Origin of the sequence: Streptomyces africanus (assembly GCF_002150735.1) — a bacterium.
GTDB lineage: Bacteria > Actinomycetota > Actinomycetes > Streptomycetales > Streptomycetaceae > Streptomyces > Streptomyces africanus.
Map to the genome: position 1 here is coordinate 17,854 of NZ_MUKA01000222.1, position 23,986 is coordinate 41,839.

Genomic DNA, 23,986 nt, shown 5'->3' on the forward strand with positions numbered 1-23,986 from the left:
ACCCGCTAGCATCCGGCATATGGGACAAATGCCGTGGTTGCCGCGTGCGTGGCGCTGGGTCTGGGGGCTGGCCGTCGTCGCCGCGGTCTGCTGCCTGGGCACGATCCTCGTGTTCGCCCCCGGCTACCTGAGTCCCGACAGCCTCGACCAGCTCCGGCAGGCCGAGGGGAAGACGCCCCTGACCGACTGGCACCCGCCCGTGCTGAGCCTGGTGTGGCGTGCGCTCATCGCGGTGACCGGCTCGATCGGATCCATGCTCGTCCTCCAGGCCGTTCTCTTCTGGGGAGCGCTCTGGGTGCTGGCCTGGTGCGTCTGGGAGCTGACCGCGAGCCGCGGCGGTTCGCTCGCCGTACTCGGCATCGGTCTGGCTCCCTTCGTGCTGACGTTCGTCGGCGTGGTGTGGAAGGACGTCCACACGGCGATCGCACTGCTCGCCGCGTGCGCGGTCGCGCTCACCGGGCTGCGGCTGCGGGACCACCGGCCTCCGCGTCCCGCCGTGCGGTGGGGGCTGCTCTGGCTGGGCGTGCTGTTCCTCGCGTACGCCATGCTCGTGCGCAAGAACGCCTTCTTCGCCGCGCTCCCCCTCTTCGTCATGCTGGTCCTCGCCCTGTGGCGCGCTCCCGGGCGCCGTACGTGGGTGACGTGCACGGCGGCGCTCCTGGCCGCCCTGGTCGTACCGACCGTCGCCATCTCCCTGTTCGCGCGGCCTCTCGGGACGAAACAGGCCGCACAGATCATGATCGACGACCTGGTCCACGTACTGAAGGCGGACGAGCTCCGGACGGCGGACGTGCCGGCCGGTCTCAGGGACCGGCTCGTGGCCTCCGCGCAGGAGTGCGAGCGCGTCGGGGCCCTGTCGGACGCCTACTGGGCCTGCTACGAACGCCCCGCGGACGGGCTGCGCGGGGACTCGGGGGAGATCACGTCCCTGTGGCTGCGCGAGATGAGCGGGCATGTGCCGGACTATCTCCAGTACCGGCTGCGGCTCTTCACGACTCTGCTGTTCGAGACCGACGATCCGTACAAAGCGGGGGTCAGCCGCAACGACCTGGGCATCGAGGTGGCGCATCCCCTGCTGGAGGACATGCTCGGCACCTACGTCAACGGCATGGTGACGGACCTGCGGTGGCTGTTCCGCGGGTGGTTCTGGCTCGCCGTCGCGCTGGTGCTGTCCATCCGCCCGGGCAAGGGCCGGTTCTCGATGCCGGTCCGGGCGCTGGGCATCAGCTCGGCGGCCTACATCCTCGGCTATCTGCCGATCATGCCCGCGACGGACTTCCGCTACGTCTACTGGCCGGCGATCGCCTGCACGCTCGGCCTGCTCCTGCTCTGGCTGGGCCGGGACACGGCTCTCCCCCCGCCGCAGAGCCCCGGCGCCGCGCCCGACCGTGCCGTGACGGCACGGCAGCAGGCGGACGCCGGGGGCAGGTGAACGGCCTCGGTCAGCCGCTCAGTCCAGCACCGGCAGCAGCTCCGGCAGGTGCCCGTCCGACACCTGCGCCGCGCGCCGGCATCCCTCCGGGGCCTCCCCCACCAGGGGTTCCGGCGACTTCGCCCGACCGGCCCGCGGCATCCCACTGAACCGCGGCACGGCCGCACCGCCACCACCGGACCCCGCGCCACGCCGGCCGCACGATGACGGTGCGCCAGCCGGCGGACCCGGGGGCCAGGGACCGTCAGCCGCTCAGTCCAGCACCGGCAGCAGCTCCGGCAGGTGCCCGTCCGACACCTGCGCCGCGCGCTGCCGCTCCTGCGGAACCTCCCCGTACAGGGTGTTCCGGGGCTTCGCCGGGCGGCCCGCGGCGTCGGCCACCGCGATGAGGTCCTTGACCGACTTGTACGAGCCGTAGGAGGAGCCCGCCATGCGGGAGATCGTCTCCTCCATGAGCGTCCCGCCGAGGTCGTTGGCGCCCGAGCGGAGCATCTCGGCCGCGCCCTCGGTGCCCAGCTTCACCCAGCTGGTCTGGATGTTGGGGATGTACGGGTGCAGCAGCAGCCGGGCCATGGCCGTGACCGCCCGGTTGTCCCGCATGGTCGGGCCCGGGCGGGCGATGCCCGCCAGGTAGACCGGCGCGTTGGTGTGCACGAACGGCAGCGTCACGAACTCGGTGAAGCCGCCGGTGCGCTGCTGGATGCCGGCCAGGGTGCGCAGGTGCCCCAGCCAGTGGCGGGGCTGGTCGACATGCCCGTACATCATCGTCGAGGACGACCGGATGCCCAGCTCGTGGGCCGTCGTCACGACCTCGATCCAGTCCGCCGCGGGCAGCTTGCCCTTGGTGAGGATCCAGCGGACCTCGTCGTCGAGGATCTCGGCGGCCGTGCCCGGGATGGTGTCCAGGCCGGCCTCCTTGGCGGCGGTCAGCCACTCGCGGACGGACATGCCGGTGCGGGCCGCGCCGTTGACGACCTCCATCGGCGAGAAGGCGTGCACGTGCATGCCCGGGACGCGTTCCTTCACCGCCCGCGCGATGTCGAAGTACGCCGTGCCGGGCAGGTCCGGGTGGATGCCGCCCTGCATGCAGACCTCCACCGCGCCGACGTCCCAGGCCTGCTGGGCCCGGTCGGCGACCTGGTCCAGGGAGAGGGTGTAGGCGTCGGCGTCGGTGCGGCGCTGGGCGAACGCGCAGAACCGGCAGCCCGTGTAGCAGACGTTGGTGAAGTTGATGTTGCGGGTGACGATGTAGGTGACGTCGTCACCGACGGCCGACCTGCGGACGTCGTCGGCGATCCGCGCGAGGGCGTCCAGGGCCGGGCCGTCCGCGTGCAGCAGCGCCAGCGCCTCGTCGTCGGTGAGTTTCGTGGGGTCGTCGGCCGCCGTGCGCAGGGCCTCGCGTACGTCGGTGTCGATGCGCTCCGGTGCCATGCCCGGGGCGGCGGCCTCGCGCAGGGCGTCCCAGTCGCCGTACACCTCGTCGAAGTCGTCCCGGCGGTCCGAGGTGCGGCCCTCGGAGTCGATCGAGGAGTGCAGGTCGGTGCGGCCGGAAGCGACGAAGACCTCCTCCGGCTCCTGCCACGGCAGGCCCTCCGGCAGGGCCTCGGGGCGCGCGAGCCCGGTCTCCGGGTCGGCCAGCGCAGCCACGTGCGGGCGCAGCCGCGGGTCCAGCCAGGGCTCGCCGCGCCGCACGAACTCCGGGTACACGCACAGCCGTTCGCGCAGCTCGAAACCGGCTGCCCGGGACGTCTCGGCGAGCTGCTCGATCTGCGGCCAGGGGCGCTCGGGATTGACGTGGTCGATGGTCAGCGGGGACACCCCGCCCCAGTCGTCGATGCCGGCGCCGATCAGCCGCTCGTACTCGTCGTCGACGAGGTTGGGCGGGGCCTGGATGCAGCCCGAGGGGCCCATGAGGAGGCGGGCGACGGCCACTGTGGCGACCAGTTCGTCCAGTTCCGCGTCGGGCATGCCGCGCATCGCGGTGTCCGGCTTGGCGCGGAAGTTCTGGATGATCAGCTCCTGGACGCCGTGGTAGGCCCGGGACACCTTGCGCAGCGCGAACAGCGACTCGGCGCGCTCCTCGTGGGTCTCGCCGATCCCTATGAGGATGCCCGAGGTGAAGGGCACGGAGGAGCGCCCGGCGTCCTCCAGGACGCGCAGCCGCACGGCGGGCTCCTTGTCGGGAGAACCGTGGTGCGGGCCGCCCGGCTCGGACCAGAGCCGGGTCGCGGTCGTCTCCAGCATCATGCCCATGCTGGGCGCGACGGGCTTGAGCCGCTGGAAGTCGGTCCAGGACATGACGCCCGGGTTCAGGTGCGGGAGGAGTCCCGTCTCCTCCAGGATGCGGATGGAGATGGCGCGGACGTAGGCGATGGTGTCGTCGTAGCCGTGCGCGTCGAGCCACTCGCGGGCCTCCGGCCAGCGGTCCTCCGGCTTGTCGCCGAGGGTGATGAGGGCTTCCTTGCAGCCCAGCGCCGCGCCCTTGCGGGCGATGTCCAGGACCTCGTCGGGGGACATGAACATCCCGTGGCCCTCCCGGCGCAGCTTGCCGGGGACGGTGACGAACGTGCAGTAGTGGCACTTGTCCCGGCACAGCCGGGTCAGCGGGATGAAGACGCTCTTGGAGTATGTGATGACGCCGGGCCGGCCGGCCGCTTCCAGGCCCGCGTCCCGCACCCGGGCGGCCGAGGCCGCCAGGTCGTCCAGGTGCGCGCCCCGGGCCTGGAGCAGGACGGCCGCCTCGGCGACGTCGAGGGAGACGCCGTCCCTGGCCCGTTTCAGGGCGCGACGCATGGAGTTCTCGGTGGGGCCGGTTCCGGAGGTCGCGGAAGTCGTCATCCTTCGAGCATACGATCGCGCTGATCAACTCGGCCGGGGCCCGTCAGTGGAAGGCCAGCCACCCGATGCCCAGGGCGGACACGAGACCGCTGAGGGCCACGGCGAGGGGCCTATTGCGGTGCAGACCGAACCAGACCAGCGCGGCGGTCACGAGCACGGCCGTCGTCCCGATCCCGGCCCGCAACAGCCCCTGGCTGTAGCCGTATTCCGTGAAATGCCGCGCGAGCCACGATAACCAGGCAAGCCTCATGACGCCGTGCTCTCCCCCTGTGTCCGGACCGCGCTGTCAGCGAGTTGTCAGGTACCTGAAAGATATCGCGTGAGCCCGTCCAGCGCCTTCAGCACCTCCGCCTCGCCCGCCGGCGGCAGCTGCGCCACGACCTCCTCGATGCCCAGGTCCGCGTAGTGCGCGAGCTTGCCCGGGGTCGGGTGGACGGCGTACGGGACGACGTGCAGGTCCTCGGGGTCGCGGCCCGCGTCGGTCCACGCGGAGCGCAGCAGGGGGAGGGACTCGGAGAGTCCGCGTCCGCCGATGGGCAGCCAGCCGTCGGCGTACTCGCACATGTGGGCGAACAGCTTCGGCCCGGCGGCCCCGCCGAGGAGCGTGCGCGGGCCGACGACCGGGCCGCGCGGCTTCCGGACGGGCTTGGGGTGCGCGTGACTGGCCCGGACGCCGCCGAACTCCCCTTCGTAGGCGACGGGTTCCTCCGACCACAGCGCCCGCATCAGCGCCATCCGGTCCCAGACCAGCTCGCGCCGGGTGCGCCACGCCACGCCGTGGTCGGCGGCCTCCTCGACGTTCCAGCCCAAGCCGACCCCGAGCGTGAACCGGCCGCCGGACAGGTGGTCGACGGTCGCGACCTGCTTGGCCAGGTCGATCGGGTCGTGCTGGGCGACCAGCGTGATGCCCGTGCCGAGCCCGAGCCGCTCGGTGACGGCGGCGGCCTGGCCGAGCGCCACGAACGGGTCGAGCGTACGGCCGTACTCGCGCGGCAGCTCGCCGCCCGCCGGGTAGGGGGTGGTCCGCTCGACGGGGATGTGCGTGTGCTCGGGCAGATACAGCCCGGCGAAACCACGGTCCTCCAGCTCACGTGCGAGCCGGGTCGGCGTGATCGTCTCGTCGGTGAGGAAGATCGTCACGGCGATGCGCATGAGCCATCCCTACCCGCACAAGTCGGACCTGTCCATACCGACCGGCCGGAATCAGCTGCGCCCGTTCGCTGGATGTCCCGGCGAAAGTTGTCGGTTCCCTTGTCTTACAGGGCAGTTCACTGCGCAATACAAAGGTTGCACGCACCACCCCCGCACCACCCATGTCCTGTCGTACGACATCTGGGGAGCAGCAGCATGTGCGAGGACCACACCGGTATCGGCAGACGCGCGGTGTTCGTGACGGGCGCCGCCGCCGCGCTTACGTTGGGGAGCGTGAGCTTCGCTTCGGCAGCAGACCGTGACGGCGGCCAGGAGACGAGAACGGTGCGCGGCACCCTCCCGCCGGGCGCCCCCGATTTCGTCTACGTCCCTCTCGACGTCCCGTCCGGCGTCCGGGAGCTCAAGGTCGCCTACACCTACGACCGACCGACTGTCCCGGCCGGCACCACCGGCAACGCCCTCGACATCGGCATCTTCGACGACCGCGGCACCGAGCTCGGCGGCCGGGGCTTCCGGGGCTGGTCGGGCGGGGCGCGCACGGAGTTCTTCATCCGCGCCGATGAGGCGACGCCCGGCTACCTCCCGGGCCCGGTGCGCGAGGGCACCTGGCACATCGCGCTCGGCCCGTACACGGTCGCCCCGCAGGGCCTGTCGTACGAGATCACGATCACGCTGACGTACGGCGAGCCGGGCGAGGCCGTCCGGCCGGTGTACCCGCCGGACCGGGCCAGGGGCCGGGGCCGTGCCTGGTACCGGGGCGACTGCCATCTGCACTCCTGGTACTCCGACGGCCGCCGCACCCCGGCCGAGATCGGGGCGCTGGCGCGGGCGGCGGGCCTGGACTTCATCAACTCCTCCGAACACAACACCCACGCGGCGCACGCCCATTGGTCGGACGTGGCCGGGGACGACCTGCTGGTCATGCTGGGCGAGGAGGTCACCACGCGCAACGGCCACGTGGTGGCGCTCGGCACCGACCCGGGCACCTTCGTCGACTGGCGCTACCGGGCCCGCGACAACCGTTTCGGCCGTTTCGCCCACCGCATCCGCCGGGCCGGAGGCCTGGTCGTCCCCGCCCATCCGCACGCCACGTGCGTCGGCTGCAACTGGAAGTTCGGCTTCGGCGAGGCCGACGCGGTCGAGGTGTGGAACGGCCCCTACACGCCCGACGACGAGGTGACCCTCGCCGACTGGGACAGCATGCTGGTGGCGTCCGTACGGGACGGGCGCGACTGGATCCCGGCGATGGGCAGCAGCGACGCCCACCGCGACCCGGACGCCGTCGGACACCCCCAGACGGTCGTCCTGGCCGACGACCTGACCCGGCAGGCGATCCAGGAGGGCATCCGGGCGGGACGGTCGTACGTCGCCGAGTCCGCCAAGGTCGAGCTGTCGTTCCGGGTGTCCGGCGGGCGCGGCGACCACGCGGGCATCGGCGAGCGGCTGCGGGTGGACCACGACACCCCGGTCACCGTCCGCCTGGAGGTCACGGGCGCCCCGCGCTGCACGGTCCGCTTCGTCACCGACCAGGGCGTGCTGCACACCAGCGCCCCCCTGCCGGTGTCCGGCTCGGGCGTCGTCGAGTGGCGGACGACGCCGTCGTACGCGGCGTACGTCCGGGCGGAACTACGGCACGAGGCGGCGGCGGGGCCGGTGCCGGGGGCACTGGCGGCGTTCACGAATCCGATCTTCCTGGGACGTCGGTGAGATCGGGTGTGGACCAGGTGTGGGGCCCCTCAGGGTGCACCGAACGCCTTGCGCGCAGGCTCGGCCTCCTCCAACGGGACTTCGTTCACGCGCCGCCGCCCCCGGCTCGCGCCTCTTCCAGAGCCGCCATGATGTCGGGCGAGTTCCTGATCAGCACCCGGTGCCGGTAGGCCCGGACCACGGCTGCGGCGCCCGTGAGGTCGTTGGTCGGGGAGGCTCCTATGGCGGCCGCAAGCTCCTCCTCGAACCGCTCACGGTCGCCCGGGAAGCCGTAGCGGCTGAGCGCACTGCGCAAATCGTCCACGGTCCGGATCTCCGGCAGCGGCATCGCTGTCCAGCCGTGCTCGGGCTGTGCACTCATGATCTGCTCCTGATGAAAGGGCATCGCTCCACCTCCCAGTATGGCGCCGCCCGCCCTGGACGGGCATCGCGCTCCATGGCCTACGGCCCGCACAGCCCCGCTCACCACGCCGCCGCCCCGCCCCCGCACTCGGCCCACAGCAGTTTGCCGCCCTTCGACGCGCCCAGCTCACGGAACACCGAGGCGCCCCACGCGTCCGCGCAGGCGCGCACGAGGGGGAGGCCGCGGCCGTGCTCGGCGTCCGGTGGGGGCGCCGGGGTTCCTCCGTTCGAGAAGCCGGGCGGGACACGAGGGTCTGTGTCCCACACGGCCACACGGAGCCGGCCGGGCTCCGCCGAGCGGACGCGAAGGGCGTAGGGCCCCTTGGTGTGGCAGTGCGAGTTCGCCAGCAGTTCGGCGGCCAGGAGTTCCGCCGTCGGGACGAGTTCAGGCATCTCGTGAGCGGCGAGAATGAGTCTGAGGGTGCCGCGTGCGATGCCGGGTGCGCGTGGATCGTGCGGCAGGTGCAGGGTGTAGTTCCAGGACGGGGATACGGTGGCCATCGGAAGTCTCCGATCACTCAGGGAAGTTGGGGTCTTGCCTACGGTGCCCGGTGTCTGTGCCATGGCGTCCCACGGTGCGCTTCCGGACGGGGTGCCCGGGAATGAAGATAGGGGCTCTGCAAAGCTGCTTTGCGAGCTTTCGAAGGATCTCGGCGCTATCTCCCTCGTGTGAGTGACAAGCATGCGGTACGTCCAGTAGGAGGAGGTCTCATGACGCCAAGGCCCGCGCCAACGGCCCGACGCGTCCGGCTCGCGACCGAACTGCGTAAACTCCGCGAGCGGGCCGGCCTGACCTCGACCGAGGCCGCACAGATGCTCGGCACCAGCTCGGGTCAACTCAGCAACGTCGAGTCGGCCAGGTTCGGAGTGAGCCCGGACCGGGTCCGGGCCATGGCCAACGTGTACTCGTGTACGAACCAGCCCTATATCGACGCCCTGGTGGACATGGCCGGAGAAAAGACACGCGGCTGGTGGTGGGACTCGTACCGCGAGGTGCTTCCGTCGGGGCTGCTCACCCTCGCCGAGCTGGAGCATCACGCAACAGCCATCCGTACCGCCTTCACCTCGCACATCCCCGGCATGCTCCAGACCACTGAGCACGCCCGGGAGATCTTCAGTCAGGCGATCCCGACTCCCACCCCGCCGGAGGTGGAGCATCGGGTCTCGCACCGCATCAAACGCCAGGATGTGGTGTTCCGGGAAAACCCGAATCCGTACAGCACCGTCATCCACGAAGCCGCCCTGCACATGCGGGTCGGTGGCCGACGGGTGGCCCGCGAGCAGCTCAAGCATCTGATCGACATGAGCGAACGGGACCACATCACCCTTCGGGTACTCCCCTTCGATGTCGGGGCGTTCCCGGGATCAGGCCAGTCCATCAACTACCTCTGCGGTCCCGTACGGGAGCTTGACACCGTACAACTGGACCAGTTTCACGGTCCCGTACTGCTCGACGCCGAGGCACATTTGGAGAGGTACCGACGACTCCTGGACGTCGTCGAGGCCGCCGCGCTCAGCCCCGAGAAGTCCCAGGACCTGATCCACGCCATCGCCCAGAATCTGTAAAGGAGCCGGTATGCCCACGCACCGCTGGCAGAAGTCGTCGTACTGCCAAGAAGGGGAGGCCTGCGTCCACATATCCGTCAGCCCCGACTCCGTCCACATAACCGACCGCCCCGACCCGCCCCGAGCCATCCTCACCACCAGCCACACCGCATTCCGCGCCCTGCTCGCCCACGTCAGGTCGGCCACGACCGCCACCTGACCCGAGGGCCACACTCCGAGCTTCGCGTGAAGGAGACCCCCGACGATGTCCCGCCTCGCCGACCTGAGGTTCCGCGCCGCCACGGCCTTCCAGCGCCGCGTCAACCCGCTGATGCGGCGCCTTCCCCTCCAGACCGTCCTGGAGACGAAGGGCCGCGTCTCGGGCCTGCCCCGCCGCACCCCGGTGGGCGGTCGCCGCGTCGGTGACTCCTTCTGGCTGGTGTCGGAGTTCGGCGAGCGGTCGCAGTACGTGCGCAACATCAAGGCGGATTCGCGGGTGCGGGTGCGGATCCGCGGGCGGTGGCACACCGGGGTCGCGCATCTGCTGCCGGACGACGACCCGGTGGCGCGGCTGCGGCGGCTGCCGCGGGTCAACGGGCTGGGTGTGCGGGCGTTCGGGACGGATCTGCTGACCGTGCGGGTGGATCTGACGGACTGACCACCCCCTGGCGCGCGGGCCTCACCCCGGCCACACGATCGCCTGCACCTCGCTGTACGCGTGCAGGGCGTACGAGCCGACGTCCCGGCCGACGCCGCTCTTCTTGAAGCCGCCGAAGGGGGCCTCCATGTTGCGGCCCACGGTGTTGATGCCGACGCCGCCGGACCGCAGGCGGCGGGCCAGGCGGAAGGCCCTGGCCACGTCGGCCGACCAGACGTAGTCGATGAGGCCGTAGTCGGAGTCGTTGGCCAGGGCCACGCCCTCCTCCTCGTCCTCGAAGGGGATGACGACCACCACCGGGCCGAAGATCTCCTCGCGCGCCACGCGCATGTCGTTGGTGCAGTCGGCGAGGAGGGTCGGGGTGACGTAGAAGCCGGTCGGCAGGCCGGGGCGGTCGCCGCCCGTGACGACTCTCGCGCCTTCCTTCCGGCCGAGTTCGACGTACGACTCCACCCGGTCCCGGTGAGCCGCCGAGATCACCGGACCGACCACCGTGTCCGGCTCGCGGGGATCGCCCATCTTCAAGCGGCCGGCGTATGCGGCCAGTTGACCGACGAGGCGGTCGTAGATGCCCCGCTGCGCCAGCACCCGGGTCGGGGCCGTGCAGATCTGGCCGCTGTAGAAGGAGAACGTGGTGCCGATGCCGGAGACGGCCGAGCCGAGGTCGGCGTCGTCGAGGACGATCGCCGCGCCCTTCCCGCCCAGCTCCATCAACTGCCGCTTCATGCCGCGCCCGCACACCTCGGCGATGCGCTGCCCGACCGCCGTGGAGCCGGTGAAGCTGACCATGTCGACGTCCGGCGAGTCCACGGCCGCCTCGCCGGCCTCGGTACGGGCACCGCTGACCACGTTGACCACCCCGGGCGGTGCTCCCGCCGCCTCCAGGGCCTCGGCCATGCGGTAGACCGACAGGGGATCCTGGGGCGCCGGCTTCACCACGACCGTGTTGCCCATCGCCAGGGCGGGGGCGATCTTGCCGGCCGGGTTGGCCCAGGGGTTGTTGTACGAGGTGATGCAGGTGACGACCCCGACGGGCTGACGGACGGCGAGGGCGCCCATCACGCCCGCCCGCCCCATCGGGCCGGCCTCGTTGATCTGTGGCGGGATCGGCCACTCGGCGGGCTCCACGCGCGCGTAGCGCCGGAAGCGGGCGGCGGCGACCCCGACCTGCATGGCGCGGGCGGTGCCGGTGGTCGCGCCGGTCTCCGCCCGGGCCAGCTCGGCGTACGGCACGACACGGTCCCGGACGATGTCCGCGGCGCGGGCGAGGACCGCGGCCCGCTCCTCCGCGGGCGTGGCCGACCACGGCCCGAAGGCCTCGCGGGCCGCGGCACAGGCCGCGTGCACCTGATCCCGCGAGGCCTCCGGCGCCCACCCGACGGTCTGCTCGGTCGCCGGGTCGATCACCTCGTAGTGCCCGCCGTCCGGCTCCACCCAGGAGCCGCCGACGAACAGCGCCTGCCGCTGCGTCACCTCGTGCTCACCGTCGCCGTGTCCCGGCCCGAGCGCAGCACCCGCCCCGGCACGGCGCCCGTCACGACGTCGTCCCGGATCGCCTCGACCCCGTTGACCCACACGGCCCGCACGCCCAGCGCCCGGGAGTCCAGCCGCGGGCTGTCACCGGGCAGGTCGTGCACCAGCGTGGCCGGGCCCGCGTCGATCCGCTCCGGGTCGAACAGGACGAGGTCGGCGTGCCAGCCCTCCCGCACCCGCCCCCGCTGCCGCAGGCCGAAGAGCCGGGCCGGGTCGTCGGTCAGCATCTTCACGGCCTGCTCCAGACCGACCAGCTTCCGGCCGCGCAGACAGTCCCCGAGGAACCGGGTCGTGTACGGCGCCCCGCACATCCGGTCCAGATGCGCGCCCGCGTCGGACCCGCCGAGCAGCACGTCCTCGTGCCGCCAGGTCTCGGCCCGCAGCGCCCAGGACGCCGGGTCGTTGTCGGGCGGCATCGGCCACAGCACCGTGCGCAGCGCGTCGTTGGCGCAGATCTCCACCAGGCACGCGAAGGGCTCCTGCCCGCGTTCCTCGGCGATGTCCTCGACCACGCGCCCGGTCAGCCCGGCGTTCGCCTCGCTGTAGGTGTCGCCGATGACGTACCGCCCGAAGTTCGCCAGCCGCCGGAAGACACCCGCCTCCTTGGACCGGGCGCGCCGCAGCATCTCGTCCCGTACCTCCGGGTCGCGCAGCTTCTCGATCCGCTCGGGCACGGGCAGACCCAGGATCGGTCCCCAGCCGGGGATGAGGTTGAGCGCGCAGAACGTCCCCAGCGACATGTTCATCGGCGTGAGGATCGGCATGGTCAGCGCCACGACCCGGCCGCCCGCCTTCCGCGCCTGTTCGCTCGCCAGGAGCTGCCGGGGCACGCGCTCGGGAACGGCCGCGTCGATCGTCAGCACGTTCCAGTTCAGCGGCCGCCCCGCCGCCGCGCTCATCTCGACGAAGAGGTCGATCTCCGCGTCGCTGAACTGGTCCAGGCAGCCCGCGACGATCGCCTCGATCTGTGTGCCCTCGTGCTCCCCGACGGCCCGCGACAGCGCCAGCAGCTCGGCCGGCCCGGCGTGCCGGGAGGCGACCGGCTTTCCGTCGCCGTCGGAGTGGCTGGTCGACTGGGTGGTGGACAACCCCCAGGCCCCGGCGTCCATGGCGTCCCGCAACAGCGCGACCATCGCCGCCAGCTGTTCCCCGGTCGGCTGCCCGCCGACGGCCTCCGGGCCCATCACGTACCGCCGCAGCGCACAGTGCCCCACCATGAACCCGGCGTTGACGGCGATCCGCCCCTCCAGGGCGTCGAGATACTCCCCGAACCCGTGCCAGCTCCAGGGTGCCCCCTCCTCCAACGCCACCAGCGACATGCCCTCGACCTTGGACATCATCCGCCGCGTGTAGTCGGCGTCCTCGGGCCGGGCGGGGTTCAGCGGCGCGAGCGTGAAGCCGCAGTTCCCGCCGGCGACGGTGGTGACCCCGTGGTTGAGGGAGGGCGTGGCGTACGGATCCCAGAAGAGCTGGGCGTCGTAGTGGGTGTGGGGGTCGACGAAGCCGGGGCTCAGGACGAGCCCGTGCGCGTCCTCGCTCGTGCGCGCTTCCCCGGCGACCTCGCCGATGACGGCGATCCGCCCGTCCTGGATGCCGACGTCGGCGGTGAAGGCCGGTCCACCCGTCCCGTCCACGACGGTCGCGCCTTTGATGACGTGATCGAGCATGACCACTCAACTCCCTTGAGACCGTTGCCCTCTAGGGGCGCGGGGAACTGCGCGACAAGCCACAACGCACGCCGCACCGGCCAACGACGCTCAACCCCCCTGCCGGAACCGCGAAGTCCGATGCACAGGATCCGTATCGATCTTGGGAATCACGTACTCCCCGACCAGCCGAATCGTCTGCAGGGTCTCCTCCTTCGGCACCCCCACCGGCAACCCGAAACTCAACTGATCCGCCCCCGCCTGCTCCCACCGCTTGCACTGCGTGAGCACCTCGTCCGGATCCCCGCAGATCAGCAGCTCCTCCTCGATGAGGACCTCCACCAACTCCTCGGTGTACTCCGGCAGCGTCTCCGGCCACACCGGAAACCCCTCGGGCCGCGGGAACGTGTCGTGGTACCGGAACACCAGCGACGGCAGATAGTGCAACTGCCCGTTCGCCGCGATCCGCACGGCTTCCGCATGCGTCGGCGCGCAGATCGCCGTGGTCGTCACCATCACGTTGTCGTTGACGAAGTCACCCACCGGCTCCGCGTCCACGATCGCCGTCTTGTACTGCTCCAGCACCCACTCCATGTCGGAGACCTTCTGCACGCTGAAGCCGAGCACCCCGAGCCCCTTCTTCGCGGCCATGGCGTACGACGGCGGCGACCCGGCCGCGTACCACATCGCCGGGTGCGAGCCGCCGTACGGCTTGGGCAGGACCTTCCTCGGCGGCAGGGACCAGTGTGTGCCCTGGAAGCCGGCGTACTCGTCCTGGAGCCACATCTTGGGGAACTCGGCGATGGTCTCTTCCCAGATCTCCTTGGTGTGGTTCATGTCGGTCACCCCCGGCATGAATCCGAGGATCTCGTGCGAGCCGGCGCCCCGCCCGCTGCCGAACTCGAACCGCCCCTCGCTGAGATGGTCGAGCATCGCGACCTTCTCGGCGACCTTGACGGGGTGGTTGACCGGGGCGAGGGGGTTGAAGATGCCCGAGCCCAGGTGGATCCGTTCCGTGGCGTGTGCCAGGTACCCGAGGAAGACGTCGTTGGCGGACAGGTGCGAGTACTCGTCCAGGAAGTGGTGCTCGGAGGCCCAGGCGTACTTGAAGCCCGACTTGTCGGCCTGGATGACGTACTCGGTCTCCTCCATCAGCGCCTTGTGTTCGGCGAGCGGGTCGGTCTCGGCCCGTTTGCCCACGTATCCCTGTACGAAGACCCCGAATTCCAAGGAGATTCACCGCCCCACAGTCAGTTCTGACGGTTCGTCAGATACATGGCTCCGACTGTTCCACCGCTCCCCTGGAGCGTCAATAGCTGACGGCCCGTCAGAGCAGCGGCGGCCGGGTCAGACGACGCTCACTCCCGCCAGCCAGCCCCCGTCGATCACGAACGGCTGCCCGGTGATGTAGGAGGAGTCCTCGCACGACAGGAACAGGGCGAGCCGCGCCACCTCCTCCGGCTGCCCGACCCGCCCCAGCGGCACGAGCTTGCGGTACAGCCGGTCGAGCCCCCGGGCCGTCTCCTCCGCGTCGGCGTCCGGGTCCAGCCGGGCCGGGTTGGACATCGCGGTGTCGATGGCGCCCGGGCAGACGGCGTTGACGCGTATCCCCCGCCCGGCCAGCTCCAGCGCGGCGACCCGGGTCAGCCCGACCACGGCGTGCTTGCTCGCCGCGTACGCGCCCACCGCCGCCATCCCGGTCAGGCCGGTGTACGAGGCGGTGTTGACGATCGTGCCCCCGTCAGCCATCTGGGGCGCGACGGCCCTGATGCCGAGGAAGCAGCCCACCTGGTTGACCTGGACGACCCGCATGAACTCGTCGAGGGGTGTGTCGAGGAGGGAGTTGAAGCGGAGGATGCCGGCGTTGTTGACCAGCCCGTCGACCCGGCCGTACGCGTCCTGGACGGCACGGACGGCCGCCTGCCAGTCGTCCTCCCGGCCGACGTCGAGATGGACGTAGCGGGCGCCGATCTCCTTCGCGAGGGCCTCGCCCCGGTCGTCGAGGACGTCCGCGACGACCACCCGGGCGCCCTCGGCCGCGAACAGCCGGGCCTCCTGCTCGCCCTGGCCGCGCGCGGCGCCGGTGATGATGACGACCCGTCCGTCGAGCTTGCCCATGGCAGCCCCCTTCGCGCGGTGGACCCGGTGGACTCGGCATCGTACCGGCATACCTGACAGAGCGTCAGATACAAGTCCCCGGCCGTTGCTGAGGCGAATCTCACGTAACCCGCAAGTAGGGATGTTTGACCCTGTCGGGGCCGGTCGGGACCTTCCAGGATCGGCCCCATGGCCAAGAGGAGACTGAAGAACAGAAAGACCAGGATCGTCGCGATCGGAGCGGCTCTCGTGACCGGTGGTGCCGTGGCCGCGGTTCTGCTGCCGTCGGCGAACGCCGCCGACGAGAAGACCCCCGAGCAGATCATGACGATGTGCCAGCGGGCCAAGGTGCTCAACGGAAAGCAGCAGTCCATCTCCGATTTCGGCGGCCATCCCATCGCCGGCCCGAGTTTCGCGTCCGACAACTGCGATTTCGTCGAGACCAAGTTCGAGACCTTCGACGGGCCGACCGAAAAGGCCTCCATCGACTTCCCGAACTGCGAACCCAACGCCACCGAACCGGCGAAGGTGTCGGTCACCTGGCAGGCGACGACCGCACAGGGTCAGGGCAAGTACACCGTCACCCAGCAGGGTGGCGCCGGAGGGCTCTTCGGGGCGCTGAGCGGATCCTGGGTCAAGCACAAGGGCACCCTCGACATGACTCTCAAGTCGGCGACCGCCGGTGACACCGAACAGCGGGAGGTCCCGGTCGGCAAGGTGCTCCACATGGAGTTCACGCCGAAGATGCAGCGCATGACGGGCGAATGGCGGGTGCGGATCGACGCCCGTGCTGCGACGACCGTCACCAACGCCACTCCGGAACAGAACTTCGTCGCACCGGAGGTCGTCGAGGGCCCGGTCGTGCTGCCGGGCGCGGCCGGCGCCCCGGGTGTCGTGGACGGCACCTCCAAGGCCGTCCTGACCGACTGCTGACCGACCGAACGACCGCTTCCCTCTTCCCTTCCCCCACTTTCCTTCCCCCACAGGAGAACCCCATGACACGCACCGGCCGCTCGAGAAGCCACCGGAGCAGGAAGAAGCGCATCACCCTCGCCCTGGCGCCGGTCGCGGCCGTCGCGGTGGCCGTGCCGCTGATGAACCCCGCGGGTGCCGCCACCCCCTCCGAGGTGACCGCCGACTGCGCGGCGGACTCCGACAAGCTGGAGAACTGCGAGTTCGTCGACGTCCAGTTCAAGCGGAACAGCCTCGGCCCCAACCAGCGCGTCTCCGCGGTGACCGACAACTGCGGATCGACGTCCGCCGCCTCGAAGACCTTCAACGTGAGCACGTCCGTCACCAGGACCATTCAGCTGGAGGACGGATTCACCGCGGGCGCCGACACGAAACTGGGCAATTCCTTCTTCGAGATCGGCGTGAAGTTCAGCACCTCCGAGATCAACATCACGCGTGACGACAAGACGACCACCTTGCAGTTCAGCAGGACGGACACCGTGCAGCCCGACAGCGTCGGGTTCTTCATGTGGTCCGCGAAGCGCACCGACGTGAGCGGCTACCTCAAGGCCACGTACAAGGAGGCGCAGGACGGCGGCACGGTCTTCTTCTCCCCGAGCGAGGGCGCCACGAGCGTGCACGTCTTCTATCCGCAGATCCTGAAGAACGGCACCCCCGACGGGCGGCTGTGGCTGCGCAACGTGAAGTGCGGAACGCCCGAGGCGTCGGGCCTGAAGAACTCCACGCGCGCCCTGCGGTCCGAACCGGGATTCGGTGAGGCCGGCGAGAACGTCACCGACGTCGAGATCCCGCTGTCGGATGTTCCGGCCCAGTAGATGAACCGCTTCTGAGGTTCTCAGATGCGAAGCACGGGCGCGGCTCCCAGCCACCTCAGGACCGCGTCCGTGCTGCCGCGGGCGTCCAGCTTGGCGTAGATGTTGCTGAGGTTGTTGCGGACGGTCTTCTCGCTCAGCCGTAACCGCAGCCCGATCTCCTGCGCGCCCAGCCCGGTCGACAGCAGCTCCATGATCTGCCGCTCGCGCGGGGAGAGCCGCCCGCGCAGCCGCTCCAGCGCCGTGTCCTCGGGGGACGCCCGCCGGGCCCCCTCGCGCAGGGCCGCGCAGGCCGCGGGCGAGAGGTAGGTGTGCCCGATGGTGGCCCCGACGACGGCCGAGGAGAGCATGCAGGTGCAGTAGTCGCCCTCGACCAGGTACCCGGCGCCGCCCCGGAACACCTCCACGATCGTCTCGGTGTCCCGGTCCGGGCCGATCACGATCACCGGCACGCCGCCGGCCCGCAACTCCCGCAGTCCGTCGACCGGTTCGGCGCAGCGCAGGACGACGACGTCGACGCCGTCCGGGACGCGGAAGGGCGGGGGCGGGCGCAGGCTCACCGCCCGCTCGACGTACGGGTCGTCCGGCGCCGGCCAGTCGGGATGCGGCCAGGGACCCTCGGGGCAGGCGAGGGCGACGGAGAGTTTCCGGGAAGTGCGCACGTCATTGTGTCCTTCCGCCGAAGCCGTACGTGTCCGTACGTGTCCGTACGTCCGTCCATACGGAGATCGGCGTGGACATGTTCAAGCTTTCAAGGAACGCGCTTACGGCAGCAGCGGCGCGACCTCCTCCCCGAACTGCTCGACCTGGGCGACGAGTTCGGACCGGCTCCGGCTGCGGAACCGCACCTGGACCTGGTCCACCCCCATCGCGCGATAGGCCCGCAGCGACTCGGCGATCGCCCCGGCGGGCCCGCTGACCGTGCGCCGCCCCACGTCCCAGCCCGGCGTCCCGACGTACAGGGGCTCGGCGATGGCGCCCACGGTGAACGGCCCCTCGATCCCGGCGTCTTGCCTGAGCCGCCGTATCCGCGCGATGCGGTCCGGCAGCACGCCCCTCGGGTCTCCCTGGGGCAGCCAGCCGTCGCCCTTGAGCGCGGCCCTGCGCAGGGCAGCGGGCGAGGACCCGCCGACCCAGACGGGGACCCGGTCCCGCACCGGGCGGGGCCGCTGCCCGAGGCCCTCGAAGTCGTACAGCTTGCCGTGGTGTTCGGGGAACTCCTCCGGCCCGAGGGCGGCGCGCAGGGCGTCGATCGTCTCGTCCAGCACGGCGCCGCGCCGCTCGAAGTCGGCCCCCAGCGCCTCGAACTCCTCCCGCACGTGCCCGGCCCCGACCCCGAGGACCAGCCGGCCGCCCGAGAGGTGGTCGAGGGTGGCGTACTGCTTGGCGGTCAGCAGCGGATGCCGTAGTCCGACCACGGCGACGTGGCTGAGCAGCCGGGTCCGCTCGGTGGCCGCCGCGAGGAAGGCGAGGGTGGCGACCGGGTCGTACCAGACCGTGCTCATCGCGGACGCGAGGCGGCGCGGGATGGCGACGTGGTCACAGCACGCCAGGTAGGCGAAACCGGCGCGGTCGGCGGCACGGGCCACGGCGAGCAGGTCCTCGGGTCCGGCGGCGGCTTCCCAGGGCTCGGCGTAGAGCGTGCTCTGGGACTGGACGGGGAGCTGGATCCCGTACGACAGGCTCACCGCGGCCCGTCCCAGAGCCCGTCGTCGGTCAGCCCGAGCAGCTCGATCGCGTTCCGCCGCACGATCCGCTCCACGACCTCCGGCTCCAGGTGCCCCATCTGCGCCTCGCCGACCTCGCGGGACTTGGGCCAGGTGCTGTCGGAGTGCGGGTAGTCGGTCTCGTAGAGGACGTTGCCCACGCCGATCGCGTCCAGGTTGCGCAGCCCGAAGGCGTCGTCGAAGAAGCAGCCGTAGACGTGCTCGGCGAACAGCTCTGACGGCGGCCGGTGCACCTTGTCGGCGACGCCGCCCCAGCCGCGGTTCTCCTCCCACACCACGTCGGCGCGCTCCAGGATGTAGGGGATCCAGCCGATCTGCCCCTCGGCGTACATCACTCTCAGATTCGGGAACTGCTCGAACTTGCCGCTCATCAGCCAGTCGACCATCGAGAAGCAGCAGTTGGCGAAGGTGATGGTGGAGCCGACGGCGGGCGGGGCGTCGGCGGAGGTGGAGGGCATACGGCTGCTGCTGCCGATGTGCATGGCGACGACCGTGCCGGTCTCGTCGCACGCGGCGAGGAAGGGGTCCCAGTCGCCGGTGTGGACGGAGGGCAGCCCGAGGTACGGCGGTATCTCGGAGAAGGCGACGGCACGGACCCCGCGGGCGGCGTTGCGCCGGACCTCCTCGGCGGCCAGCTCGGGGTCCCAGAGGGGGATCAGGGTCAGCGGGATGAGCCGCCCGTGCGCCTCGGGCCCGCACCACTCCTCCACCATCCAGTCGTTGTAGGCGCGGACGCAGAGCAGACCCAGCTCGTGGTCCTTGGCCTCGGTGAAGGTCTGGCCGCAGAAACGCGGGAACGTCGGGAAGCAGAGGGCGGACTGGACGTGGTTGACGTCCATGTCGGCGAGCCGGGCCGGGACGTCGTAGGAACCGGGCCGCATCTGCTCGTAGGTGATGACCTCCAGGCGTATCTCGTCCCTGTCGTACCCGACGGCGGTGTCGAGGCGGGTCAGGGGCCGGCGGAGGTCCTCGTAGACCCACCAGTCACCGACGGGACCCTCGTCGCCGGGCGCGCCCATGACGGGCTTGAAGCGCCCTCCGAGGAACGTCATCTCCTTCACGGGCGCCCGCACGATCCGTGGACCGGCCCCCCGGTACTTACCCGGAAGCCGGTCCTGCCAGACGTTCGCGGGCTCCACGGTGTGGTCGTCCACGGAGATGATCAGCGGAAACGTGCTCGCGTGGCTGTCCATGGGACTCACGGTAGCGCCGATCTGACGGATCGTCAGCTACGGATACCGGAGCGTTTGGGCCCCGCCGGCCACAGCACACCTGGGCGTGTCCGTAGCCCGTTGGCCCATCTGCTCCAATCCCCCACCCTTCACCCCGAGGCGGCCAACGCCGCTCGGATCTCGGTGATCATTCGGGCCGGGTTGTGGAACACGTCCTGGGCGGTGAAGCGCAGGAGACTGCGCACCTCGGGGCACTGGAGGACCTGGTTGAAGCGGGAGACGTCCCGTCGATGAGCCTCGCGTGTGCCGTGGTAGGCGTACCCCTCGATCTCGACGGCCAGGCCCTCACGCCGGAAGAGGAAGTCGAGGACGACGCGTCGGCCGAGAGGGGTGAACAGCTGGACCTGACTCTCGGGCCGGAGGCCGGCGTCGGCCATGCGCAGGCGAGCCACGGTCTCGGCCGGCGACCCGGCCCGGGGGTCGCACAGGCCGAGCCATCGGCGGGCTCTCGCCGACCCCTGCGAAGGGGTTACCCGGAGCTGCCCAGGTCGTCTGCGGACACACATCGGCCGCGACGGCTCCCCCTCCGCGCCGCCGCGGCCGAACCCCGTGTGGAGATGGCTTACTTCGTCGGCTTGAAGGGCTCCGACGTGGCGTGCAGGTCCTTGGTCTCCAGCGGCTCGTCGGTGGCGTGCAGGTCCTGCGTCCGCACGGCCCCCTCTTCCGTGGCGTGCAGGTCCTCCGTCGAGGCCTCGCCGTCCGTGCCGCCCGTGGCGTGCAGGTCCTGCGGCTTGAGCTCGTCGCCCATGATCGTCAACTCCCCTTGGCATGGATCAAGCAGTGCGGTCGGCGGGCCCGCCCGGTCACTCCCCCGAGGGCGACCGGGGCGGGCCCGCCTGGGCCGCTCACCCTGGTTCGGCGGTGGCAGGCCCTGCGCAGTGACCCGTCTGCCCCCCGACGCGACGGATCGACTGCCTCAAGCATGGCGCGGAGCGATAAACGAACGATGAACGCGGGGCACGCCAGGCCTCAGGCCGCCCGCACCGGCGACAGCAGCGCGCGCACCTCGGCGGCCTCGGGCGAGCCCAGCTCCTCGTAGATCGCCGCCGCCTCCTGCCAGCACACCTGCGCCCGGCCGGTCTGCCCTATGCCGCTGAGCGCGCGGCCGAGGACGGTCAGGACGTTGCCCCGCCGCCACTCCCCGCCGATGCCGCGCAGCACGGTCAGGGCCATCTCGGCGTTGGCGGCGGCCTGTGCGGGGCGCCGGGCGGCGAGATCCACCTCGGCCAGCCGGAACAGGCTCATGCCCTCCCACAGGCGCTGCCTGCTGTCCCGGAACACCTCCAGCGCTTCCTGGAGCCGCCCGGCCGCGTCGCCCAGCTCACCGCTCTGCGTGAGGGCGAGGCCGAGGGCGTAGCGGGCGTTCGCCCCGCGCATGGAGTTGCCCATGGCGTCGTAGATGTCGATGCCCTCCTGGGCGAGCTCGACCGCGCTCTGGGTCCGCCCGGTCGCGAGGTGGATCCGCGAGAGGTTGCACAGCGCGGCGGCCTCCCCTGGACGGTCGCCCAGGGCCCGGAAGTGCTCGATGGCCCGGGAGAGGTGCTCCTCGCCGTCCTCGTGCCGGTTCTGGTAGAGCGCGATGATGCCGCGTGCGTTGCTGGCCCAGCAGACGGGAAGCAGGTCGCCCGCCTGTTGCGCGAGGACGATGGCCCGTTCCGCCTCCTGGTCCGCCCGCTCGAAGCGGCCGCCGACGTGATGGACGTTGACGAGCGTCATGAGCGCCCGGGCCTCCGCCCGCACGAGGCCGAACTGCCGCGCCGCGTCCAGGAGCGCCCCGGCCGTCGCCTCGTACTCCCGGGAGTTGGCGCCCGACTCCGACAGGTCGTGCGCGGCCCACAGCAGGTCGATCGCCCGGGGGAGGGTGTCGGGCAGCCCCGCGGACTGCCGTACGCACGCGAGGAGACAGATGGCCTCCGCGTACAGCCAGTCCTGCGCCGCGTGCCGGCTGTCGAACCGCAGCCCCGGGTACGAGGCCGGTTCCAGGCGGTCCACCAGCCCGTCCCCGGGCCGCTCGATCGCGTACACCCCGGCCGCGGACGCCAGGTAGAAGTCCAGCAGCCGCGACAGCGCCGCCCCCCGCTCGCTCGGCGGGAGTTCGTCCCTTTCCGCACAGGCACGCGCGTAGAGCCGGACGAGGTCGTGGAAGCGGTAGCGGCCGGGAGCGGCCGATTCGAGGAGGGAGGTGTCGACGAGGGACTCCAGGAGGTCCTCCGTGTCCTCGACCGGAAGGTCGAGGACCGCCGCCGCGGCCGGCAGGGAGATGTCCGGGCCGTCGGCGAGGCCGAGCAGGCGGAAGGCACGGGCCTGGGCGGGCTCCAGCTGTCCGTAGCCCAGTTCGAAGGTGGCCTTCACCGCCAGGTCGCCGGCCTGGAGTTCGTCCAGGCGGCGGCGTTCGTCGGCGAGCTTCGCCGCGAGGACCGACACGGTCCAGGTACGGCGGGCCGCCAGGCGGGAGGCCGCGATGCGGATCGCCAGCGGCAGGAAGCCGCAGGCCGCGACCACGTCCAGGGCGGCCTTCCGCTCGGACGCCACCCGCTCCTCGCCGACGATCCTCGTGAACAGGGCCAGGGCCTCGTCCGGTGCCATCACGTCCAGGTCGATCAGGTGGGCGCCCGCCAGGTCCACCATCCGCACCCGGGAGGTGACCAGCGCGGCGCAGCCGTCCGCGCCGGGCAGCAGGGGGCGTACCTGGGCGGCGTCGCGGGCGTTGTCCAGCAGGACCAGGACGCGGCGGCCGTCCAGCACCGAGCGGTACAGCGCCGCGCGCTCCTCCAGGGAGTCGGGGATCGCCGTGTCGGCCGTGCCGAGGGCGCGCAGGAAGGAGCCCAGGACGGTCTCCGGATCCGCCGCCCGGGCGCCCGCGCCCTGGAGGTCGACGTACAACTGCCCGTCCGGGAAGGCCCCGCGCGCCTGGTGGGCGACGTGCACGGCGAGGGTCGTCTTGCCGACGCCGCCGATGCCGGCCAGGGCCGAGACCGCCATGACCCGGTTGTCGGCCGAGGCCAGGATGTCGCCGAGCTCGCGCACGAAGCCGGAGCGGCCGGTGAAGTCCGGCACCGTCGCGGGCAGCTGCGCCGGACGGACCGGGGCGGCGGCCGGTTCGGGGGCCGGGGAGGAGGGCTCCGCGAGACCGGGGTCCGCTTGGAGGATCCGCTGTTGCAGTTCGCTCAGGCCGGGGCGCGGGTCCACGCCCAGTTCGTCGGCGAGCAGGCGGCGCGTGTCGGCGTACACCGCGAGGGCCTCGGCCTGGCGGCCGCTGCGGTACAGCGCCAGCATCAGCAGCTCGCGCAGCCGCTCGCGCAGCGGATGGGCCGCGGTGAGGGCGGTGAGCTCCGAGACGGCCTCCGCGTGGCAGCCCTGCTCCAGGTCCATGTCCAGCCGGGATTCGACGAGCTGGAGCCGCCACTCCTCCAGGCGGACGCGCTGTGCCTCCGCGTACGGGCCGGGCACGCCGGCCAGGGTCTCCCCGTCCCAGAGGGCGAGGGCCCGCCGCAGCACGTCCCGGGCGTGGCAGAGGTCGCCGGCCGACCGGGCCTTCTCCGCCTCGGTCGCCAGGTCCTGGGCGACGGTCAGGTCCAGGGCGCCGTCGCCGAGGCCCCGTACCGCGTAGCCGCCGGATTCGCTGACCAGGACACCGGGGTCCAGCACCTTGCGCAGCCGGGAGGCGTACGTGCGCAGCGCCGCCAGGGCCTGCGAGGGCGGTTCCTCGCCCCACAGGGCGTCGATCAGCTCCGCGGCCGTGGCCGTACGGCCCTCACGCAGCAGCAGGGCGGCGAGCAGGGCGCGCTGCTGGGGGGAACCGGTGGCGAGCGGCTCGTCGCCCCGCCGGGCGCGCACCGGTCCGAGCACGCCGAACCGCAGCGCCGTCGGCCCCGTCGCCCCCGCCGGCTCCGGCGGCTTCGCCGGGGAGTCGGAACGCCGCTGCTCCGGTACGCGCGGTACACCGTCCGGTACACCGTCCATGCAGTCCCCCTAGACATCCTGAGCAACCACGCCAGTTTGCCTTGTGCGCGGCGGATACGTCAGCCGTGGGAGACACCGATCACAGGGCGACGCACGGGAGTCCACAAGGTCCGCACACTCTCTCCGCTTCCAGGGGACTTCACTCCGCGTCGGCACCAGGAGGAGGTTGGAGCGATTGGGTCACGGGGCAGGGGAGTTTCCCGGGTAACGGAGGCCGTAAGGCGCCCATACGCTCCAGTTTCCCGTGTTGGCGGGGGTGAGGGGTGGGGG

General features: G+C 71.5%; 23 protein-coding genes. 7 read left to right on the top strand and 16 right to left on the bottom strand.

Annotated elements, in window-relative coordinates:
• Window positions 1-19 precede the first annotated feature (19 nt).
• On the top strand, window positions 20-1,432 hold the full coding sequence (locus CCL05_RS26025; protein ID WP_244204413.1) for a hypothetical protein: 1,413 nt from the start codon (window positions 20-22) through the stop codon (window positions 1,430-1,432).
• Between the two features lie 18 nt (window positions 1,433-1,450).
• Here CCL05_RS26025 and CCL05_RS44920 read toward each other — a convergent pair whose 3' ends face one another.
• The 4 genes from CCL05_RS44920 to CCL05_RS26040 form a co-directional block, all read right to left on the bottom strand.
• Complete coding sequence (locus CCL05_RS44920; RefSeq protein ID WP_158102495.1) at window positions 1,451-1,591, bottom strand: hypothetical protein; 141 nt, start codon at window positions 1,589-1,591, stop codon at window positions 1,451-1,453.
• A gap of 93 nt (window positions 1,592-1,684) precedes the next feature.
• Entirely contained in the window at window positions 1,685-4,270 is a 2,586-nt protein-coding gene (locus CCL05_RS26030; protein WP_086562921.1) for a bifunctional FO biosynthesis protein CofGH, read from the bottom strand.
• Between the two features lie 43 nt (window positions 4,271-4,313).
• Window positions 4,314-4,520: a hypothetical protein gene (locus CCL05_RS26035; RefSeq protein WP_086562922.1), complete on the bottom strand. Its 207-nt coding sequence runs from the start codon at window positions 4,518-4,520 to the stop codon at window positions 4,314-4,316.
• Between the two features lie 47 nt (window positions 4,521-4,567).
• A complete protein-coding gene (locus tag CCL05_RS26040) occupies window positions 4,568-5,422 on the bottom strand; it encodes an LLM class F420-dependent oxidoreductase (protein ID WP_086562923.1) in 855 nt (284 codons plus the stop codon).
• Between the two features lie 195 nt (window positions 5,423-5,617).
• Between CCL05_RS26040 and CCL05_RS26045 the strand changes: the two genes are divergently transcribed.
• Window positions 5,618-7,129 carry a CehA/McbA family metallohydrolase gene (locus CCL05_RS26045; protein ID WP_086562924.1) on the top strand — a complete coding sequence of 504 codons (1,512 nt, stop codon included), beginning with the start codon at window positions 5,618-5,620 and terminating at the stop codon, window positions 7,127-7,129.
• An 85-nt stretch (window positions 7,130-7,214) separates the two neighbouring features.
• On the opposite strand, the gene CCL05_RS26050 is transcribed toward CCL05_RS26045, so the two are convergent.
• Both CCL05_RS26050 and CCL05_RS26055 read right to left on the bottom strand, forming a co-directional pair.
• The gene (locus tag CCL05_RS26050; RefSeq protein ID WP_063888989.1) at window positions 7,215-7,490 is read right to left on the bottom strand and encodes a hypothetical protein; all 276 of its coding nucleotides are present in this window, start codon (window positions 7,488-7,490) and stop codon (window positions 7,215-7,217) included.
• Window positions 7,491-7,591: 101 nt separating this feature from the next.
• A complete protein-coding gene (locus CCL05_RS26055; RefSeq protein WP_086562925.1) occupies window positions 7,592-8,032 on the bottom strand; it encodes an ATP-binding protein in 441 nt (146 codons plus the stop codon).
• 210 nt (window positions 8,033-8,242) lie between these two features.
• Between CCL05_RS26055 and CCL05_RS26060 the strand changes: the two genes are divergently transcribed.
• Genes CCL05_RS26060 through CCL05_RS26070 form a run of 3 tightly spaced genes read left to right on the top strand, consistent with a single transcriptional unit; the run spans window position 8,243 to window position 9,734 of the window.
• On the top strand, window positions 8,243-9,097 hold the full coding sequence (locus CCL05_RS26060) for a helix-turn-helix domain-containing protein (RefSeq protein WP_086562926.1): 855 nt from the start codon (window positions 8,243-8,245) through the stop codon (window positions 9,095-9,097).
• A gap of 10 nt (window positions 9,098-9,107) precedes the next feature.
• Window positions 9,108-9,296, top strand: coding sequence for a DUF397 domain-containing protein (locus CCL05_RS26065; RefSeq protein ID WP_086562927.1), 189 nt, complete (start codon window positions 9,108-9,110; stop codon window positions 9,294-9,296).
• Between the two features lie 45 nt (window positions 9,297-9,341).
• The gene (locus CCL05_RS26070) at window positions 9,342-9,734 is read left to right on the top strand and encodes a nitroreductase/quinone reductase family protein (RefSeq protein ID WP_086562928.1); all 393 of its coding nucleotides are present in this window, start codon (window positions 9,342-9,344) and stop codon (window positions 9,732-9,734) included.
• 21 nt (window positions 9,735-9,755) lie between these two features.
• Here the strand turns inward: CCL05_RS26070 and CCL05_RS26075 are convergent, their stop codons facing one another.
• The 4 genes from CCL05_RS26075 to CCL05_RS26090 all read right to left on the bottom strand — a co-directional run bounded on the left by CCL05_RS26075 (window position 9,756) and on the right by CCL05_RS26090 (window position 15,031).
• Entirely contained in the window at window positions 9,756-11,207 is a 1,452-nt protein-coding gene (locus tag CCL05_RS26075; protein ID WP_086562929.1) for an aldehyde dehydrogenase family protein, read from the bottom strand.
• Window positions 11,204-12,934 carry an N-acyl-D-amino-acid deacylase family protein gene (locus CCL05_RS26080; RefSeq protein WP_086562939.1) on the bottom strand — a complete coding sequence of 577 codons (1,731 nt, stop codon included), beginning with the start codon at window positions 12,932-12,934 and terminating at the stop codon, window positions 11,204-11,206. Before CCL05_RS26080 ends, CCL05_RS26075 begins: the two co-directional genes overlap by 4 nt.
• A gap of 90 nt (window positions 12,935-13,024) precedes the next feature.
• Window positions 13,025-14,143, bottom strand: a complete 1,119-nt coding sequence (locus tag CCL05_RS26085; protein WP_086562930.1) for an LLM class flavin-dependent oxidoreductase — start codon at window positions 14,141-14,143, stop codon at window positions 13,025-13,027.
• Between the two features lie 117 nt (window positions 14,144-14,260).
• Entirely contained in the window at window positions 14,261-15,031 is a 771-nt protein-coding gene (locus CCL05_RS26090; RefSeq protein ID WP_086562931.1) for an SDR family NAD(P)-dependent oxidoreductase, read from the bottom strand.
• Between the two features lie 168 nt (window positions 15,032-15,199).
• Here CCL05_RS26090 and CCL05_RS26095 point away from each other — a divergent pair, with 168 nt between their 5' ends.
• Both CCL05_RS26095 and CCL05_RS26100 read left to right on the top strand, forming a co-directional pair.
• The gene (locus CCL05_RS26095; protein ID WP_086562932.1) at window positions 15,200-15,943 is read left to right on the top strand and encodes a hypothetical protein; all 744 of its coding nucleotides are present in this window, start codon (window positions 15,200-15,202) and stop codon (window positions 15,941-15,943) included.
• 62 nt (window positions 15,944-16,005) lie between these two features.
• Window positions 16,006-16,797: a hypothetical protein gene (locus CCL05_RS26100; RefSeq protein WP_086562933.1), complete on the top strand. Its 792-nt coding sequence runs from the start codon at window positions 16,006-16,008 to the stop codon at window positions 16,795-16,797.
• 20 nt (window positions 16,798-16,817) lie between these two features.
• On the opposite strand, the gene CCL05_RS26105 is transcribed toward CCL05_RS26100, so the two are convergent.
• The 6 genes from CCL05_RS26105 to afsR all read right to left on the bottom strand — a co-directional run bounded on the left by CCL05_RS26105 (window position 16,818) and on the right by afsR (window position 23,716).
• Window positions 16,818-17,456, bottom strand: coding sequence for a response regulator transcription factor (locus tag CCL05_RS26105; protein ID WP_086562934.1), 639 nt, complete (start codon window positions 17,454-17,456; stop codon window positions 16,818-16,820).
• Window positions 17,457-17,558: 102 nt separating this feature from the next.
• Window positions 17,559-18,476 (bottom strand): TIGR03619 family F420-dependent LLM class oxidoreductase, encoded by a 918-nt coding sequence (locus tag CCL05_RS26110; protein ID WP_086562940.1) that lies wholly within the window; start codon window positions 18,474-18,476, stop codon window positions 17,559-17,561.
• Between the two features lie 2 nt (window positions 18,477-18,478).
• Window positions 18,479-19,714, bottom strand: a complete 1,236-nt coding sequence (locus CCL05_RS26115; protein ID WP_086562935.1) for an amidohydrolase family protein — start codon at window positions 19,712-19,714, stop codon at window positions 18,479-18,481.
• 128 nt (window positions 19,715-19,842) lie between these two features.
• Entirely contained in the window at window positions 19,843-20,130 is a 288-nt protein-coding gene (locus CCL05_RS26120) for a hypothetical protein (protein ID WP_425275944.1), read from the bottom strand.
• 185 nt (window positions 20,131-20,315) lie between these two features.
• A complete protein-coding gene (locus CCL05_RS26125; protein WP_037671516.1) occupies window positions 20,316-20,501 on the bottom strand; it encodes a hypothetical protein in 186 nt (61 codons plus the stop codon).
• Between the two features lie 221 nt (window positions 20,502-20,722).
• Window positions 20,723-23,716, bottom strand: a complete 2,994-nt coding sequence (gene afsR, locus CCL05_RS26130; RefSeq protein ID WP_086562936.1) for an SARP-family global regulator AfsR — start codon at window positions 23,714-23,716, stop codon at window positions 20,723-20,725.
• Between the last annotated feature and the right edge of the window lie 270 nt (window positions 23,717-23,986).

Coding starts and splice junctions, on each gene's coding strand:
- CCL05_RS26060 (WP_086562926.1), top strand. CDS start 8,243: ATGACGCCAAGGCCCGCGCCAACGGCCCGACGCGTCCGGCTCGCGACC.
- CCL05_RS26035 (WP_086562922.1), bottom strand. CDS start 4,520: ATGAGGCTTGCCTGGTTATCGTGGCTCGCGCGGCATTTCACGGAATAC.
- CCL05_RS26125 (WP_037671516.1), bottom strand. CDS start 20,501: ATGGGCGACGAGCTCAAGCCGCAGGACCTGCACGCCACGGGCGGCACG.
- CCL05_RS26055 (WP_086562925.1), bottom strand. CDS start 8,032: ATGGCCACCGTATCCCCGTCCTGGAACTACACCCTGCACCTGCCGCAC.
- CCL05_RS26100 (WP_086562933.1), top strand. CDS start 16,006: ATGACACGCACCGGCCGCTCGAGAAGCCACCGGAGCAGGAAGAAGCGC.
- CCL05_RS26080 (WP_086562939.1), bottom strand. CDS start 12,934: ATGCTCGATCACGTCATCAAAGGCGCGACCGTCGTGGACGGGACGGGT.
- CCL05_RS26095 (WP_086562932.1), top strand. CDS start 15,200: ATGGCCAAGAGGAGACTGAAGAACAGAAAGACCAGGATCGTCGCGATC.
- CCL05_RS26030 (WP_086562921.1), bottom strand. CDS start 4,270: ATGACGACTTCCGCGACCTCCGGAACCGGCCCCACCGAGAACTCCATG.
- CCL05_RS26045 (WP_086562924.1), top strand. CDS start 5,618: ATGTGCGAGGACCACACCGGTATCGGCAGACGCGCGGTGTTCGTGACG.
- CCL05_RS26025 (WP_244204413.1), top strand. CDS start 20: ATGGGACAAATGCCGTGGTTGCCGCGTGCGTGGCGCTGGGTCTGGGGG.
- afsR (WP_086562936.1), bottom strand. CDS start 23,716: ATGGACGGTGTACCGGACGGTGTACCGCGCGTACCGGAGCAGCGGCGT.
- CCL05_RS26120 (WP_425275944.1), bottom strand. CDS start 20,130: ATGGCCGACGCCGGCCTCCGGCCCGAGAGTCAGGTCCAGCTGTTCACC.
- CCL05_RS26040 (WP_086562923.1), bottom strand. CDS start 5,422: ATGCGCATCGCCGTGACGATCTTCCTCACCGACGAGACGATCACGCCG.
- CCL05_RS26090 (WP_086562931.1), bottom strand. CDS start 15,031: ATGGGCAAGCTCGACGGACGGGTCGTCATCATCACCGGCGCCGCGCGC.
- CCL05_RS26115 (WP_086562935.1), bottom strand. CDS start 19,714: ATGGACAGCCACGCGAGCACGTTTCCGCTGATCATCTCCGTGGACGAC.
- CCL05_RS26065 (WP_086562927.1), top strand. CDS start 9,108: ATGCCCACGCACCGCTGGCAGAAGTCGTCGTACTGCCAAGAAGGGGAG.
- CCL05_RS26050 (WP_063888989.1), bottom strand. CDS start 7,490: ATGAGTGCACAGCCCGAGCACGGCTGGACAGCGATGCCGCTGCCGGAG.
- CCL05_RS26070 (WP_086562928.1), top strand. CDS start 9,342: ATGTCCCGCCTCGCCGACCTGAGGTTCCGCGCCGCCACGGCCTTCCAG.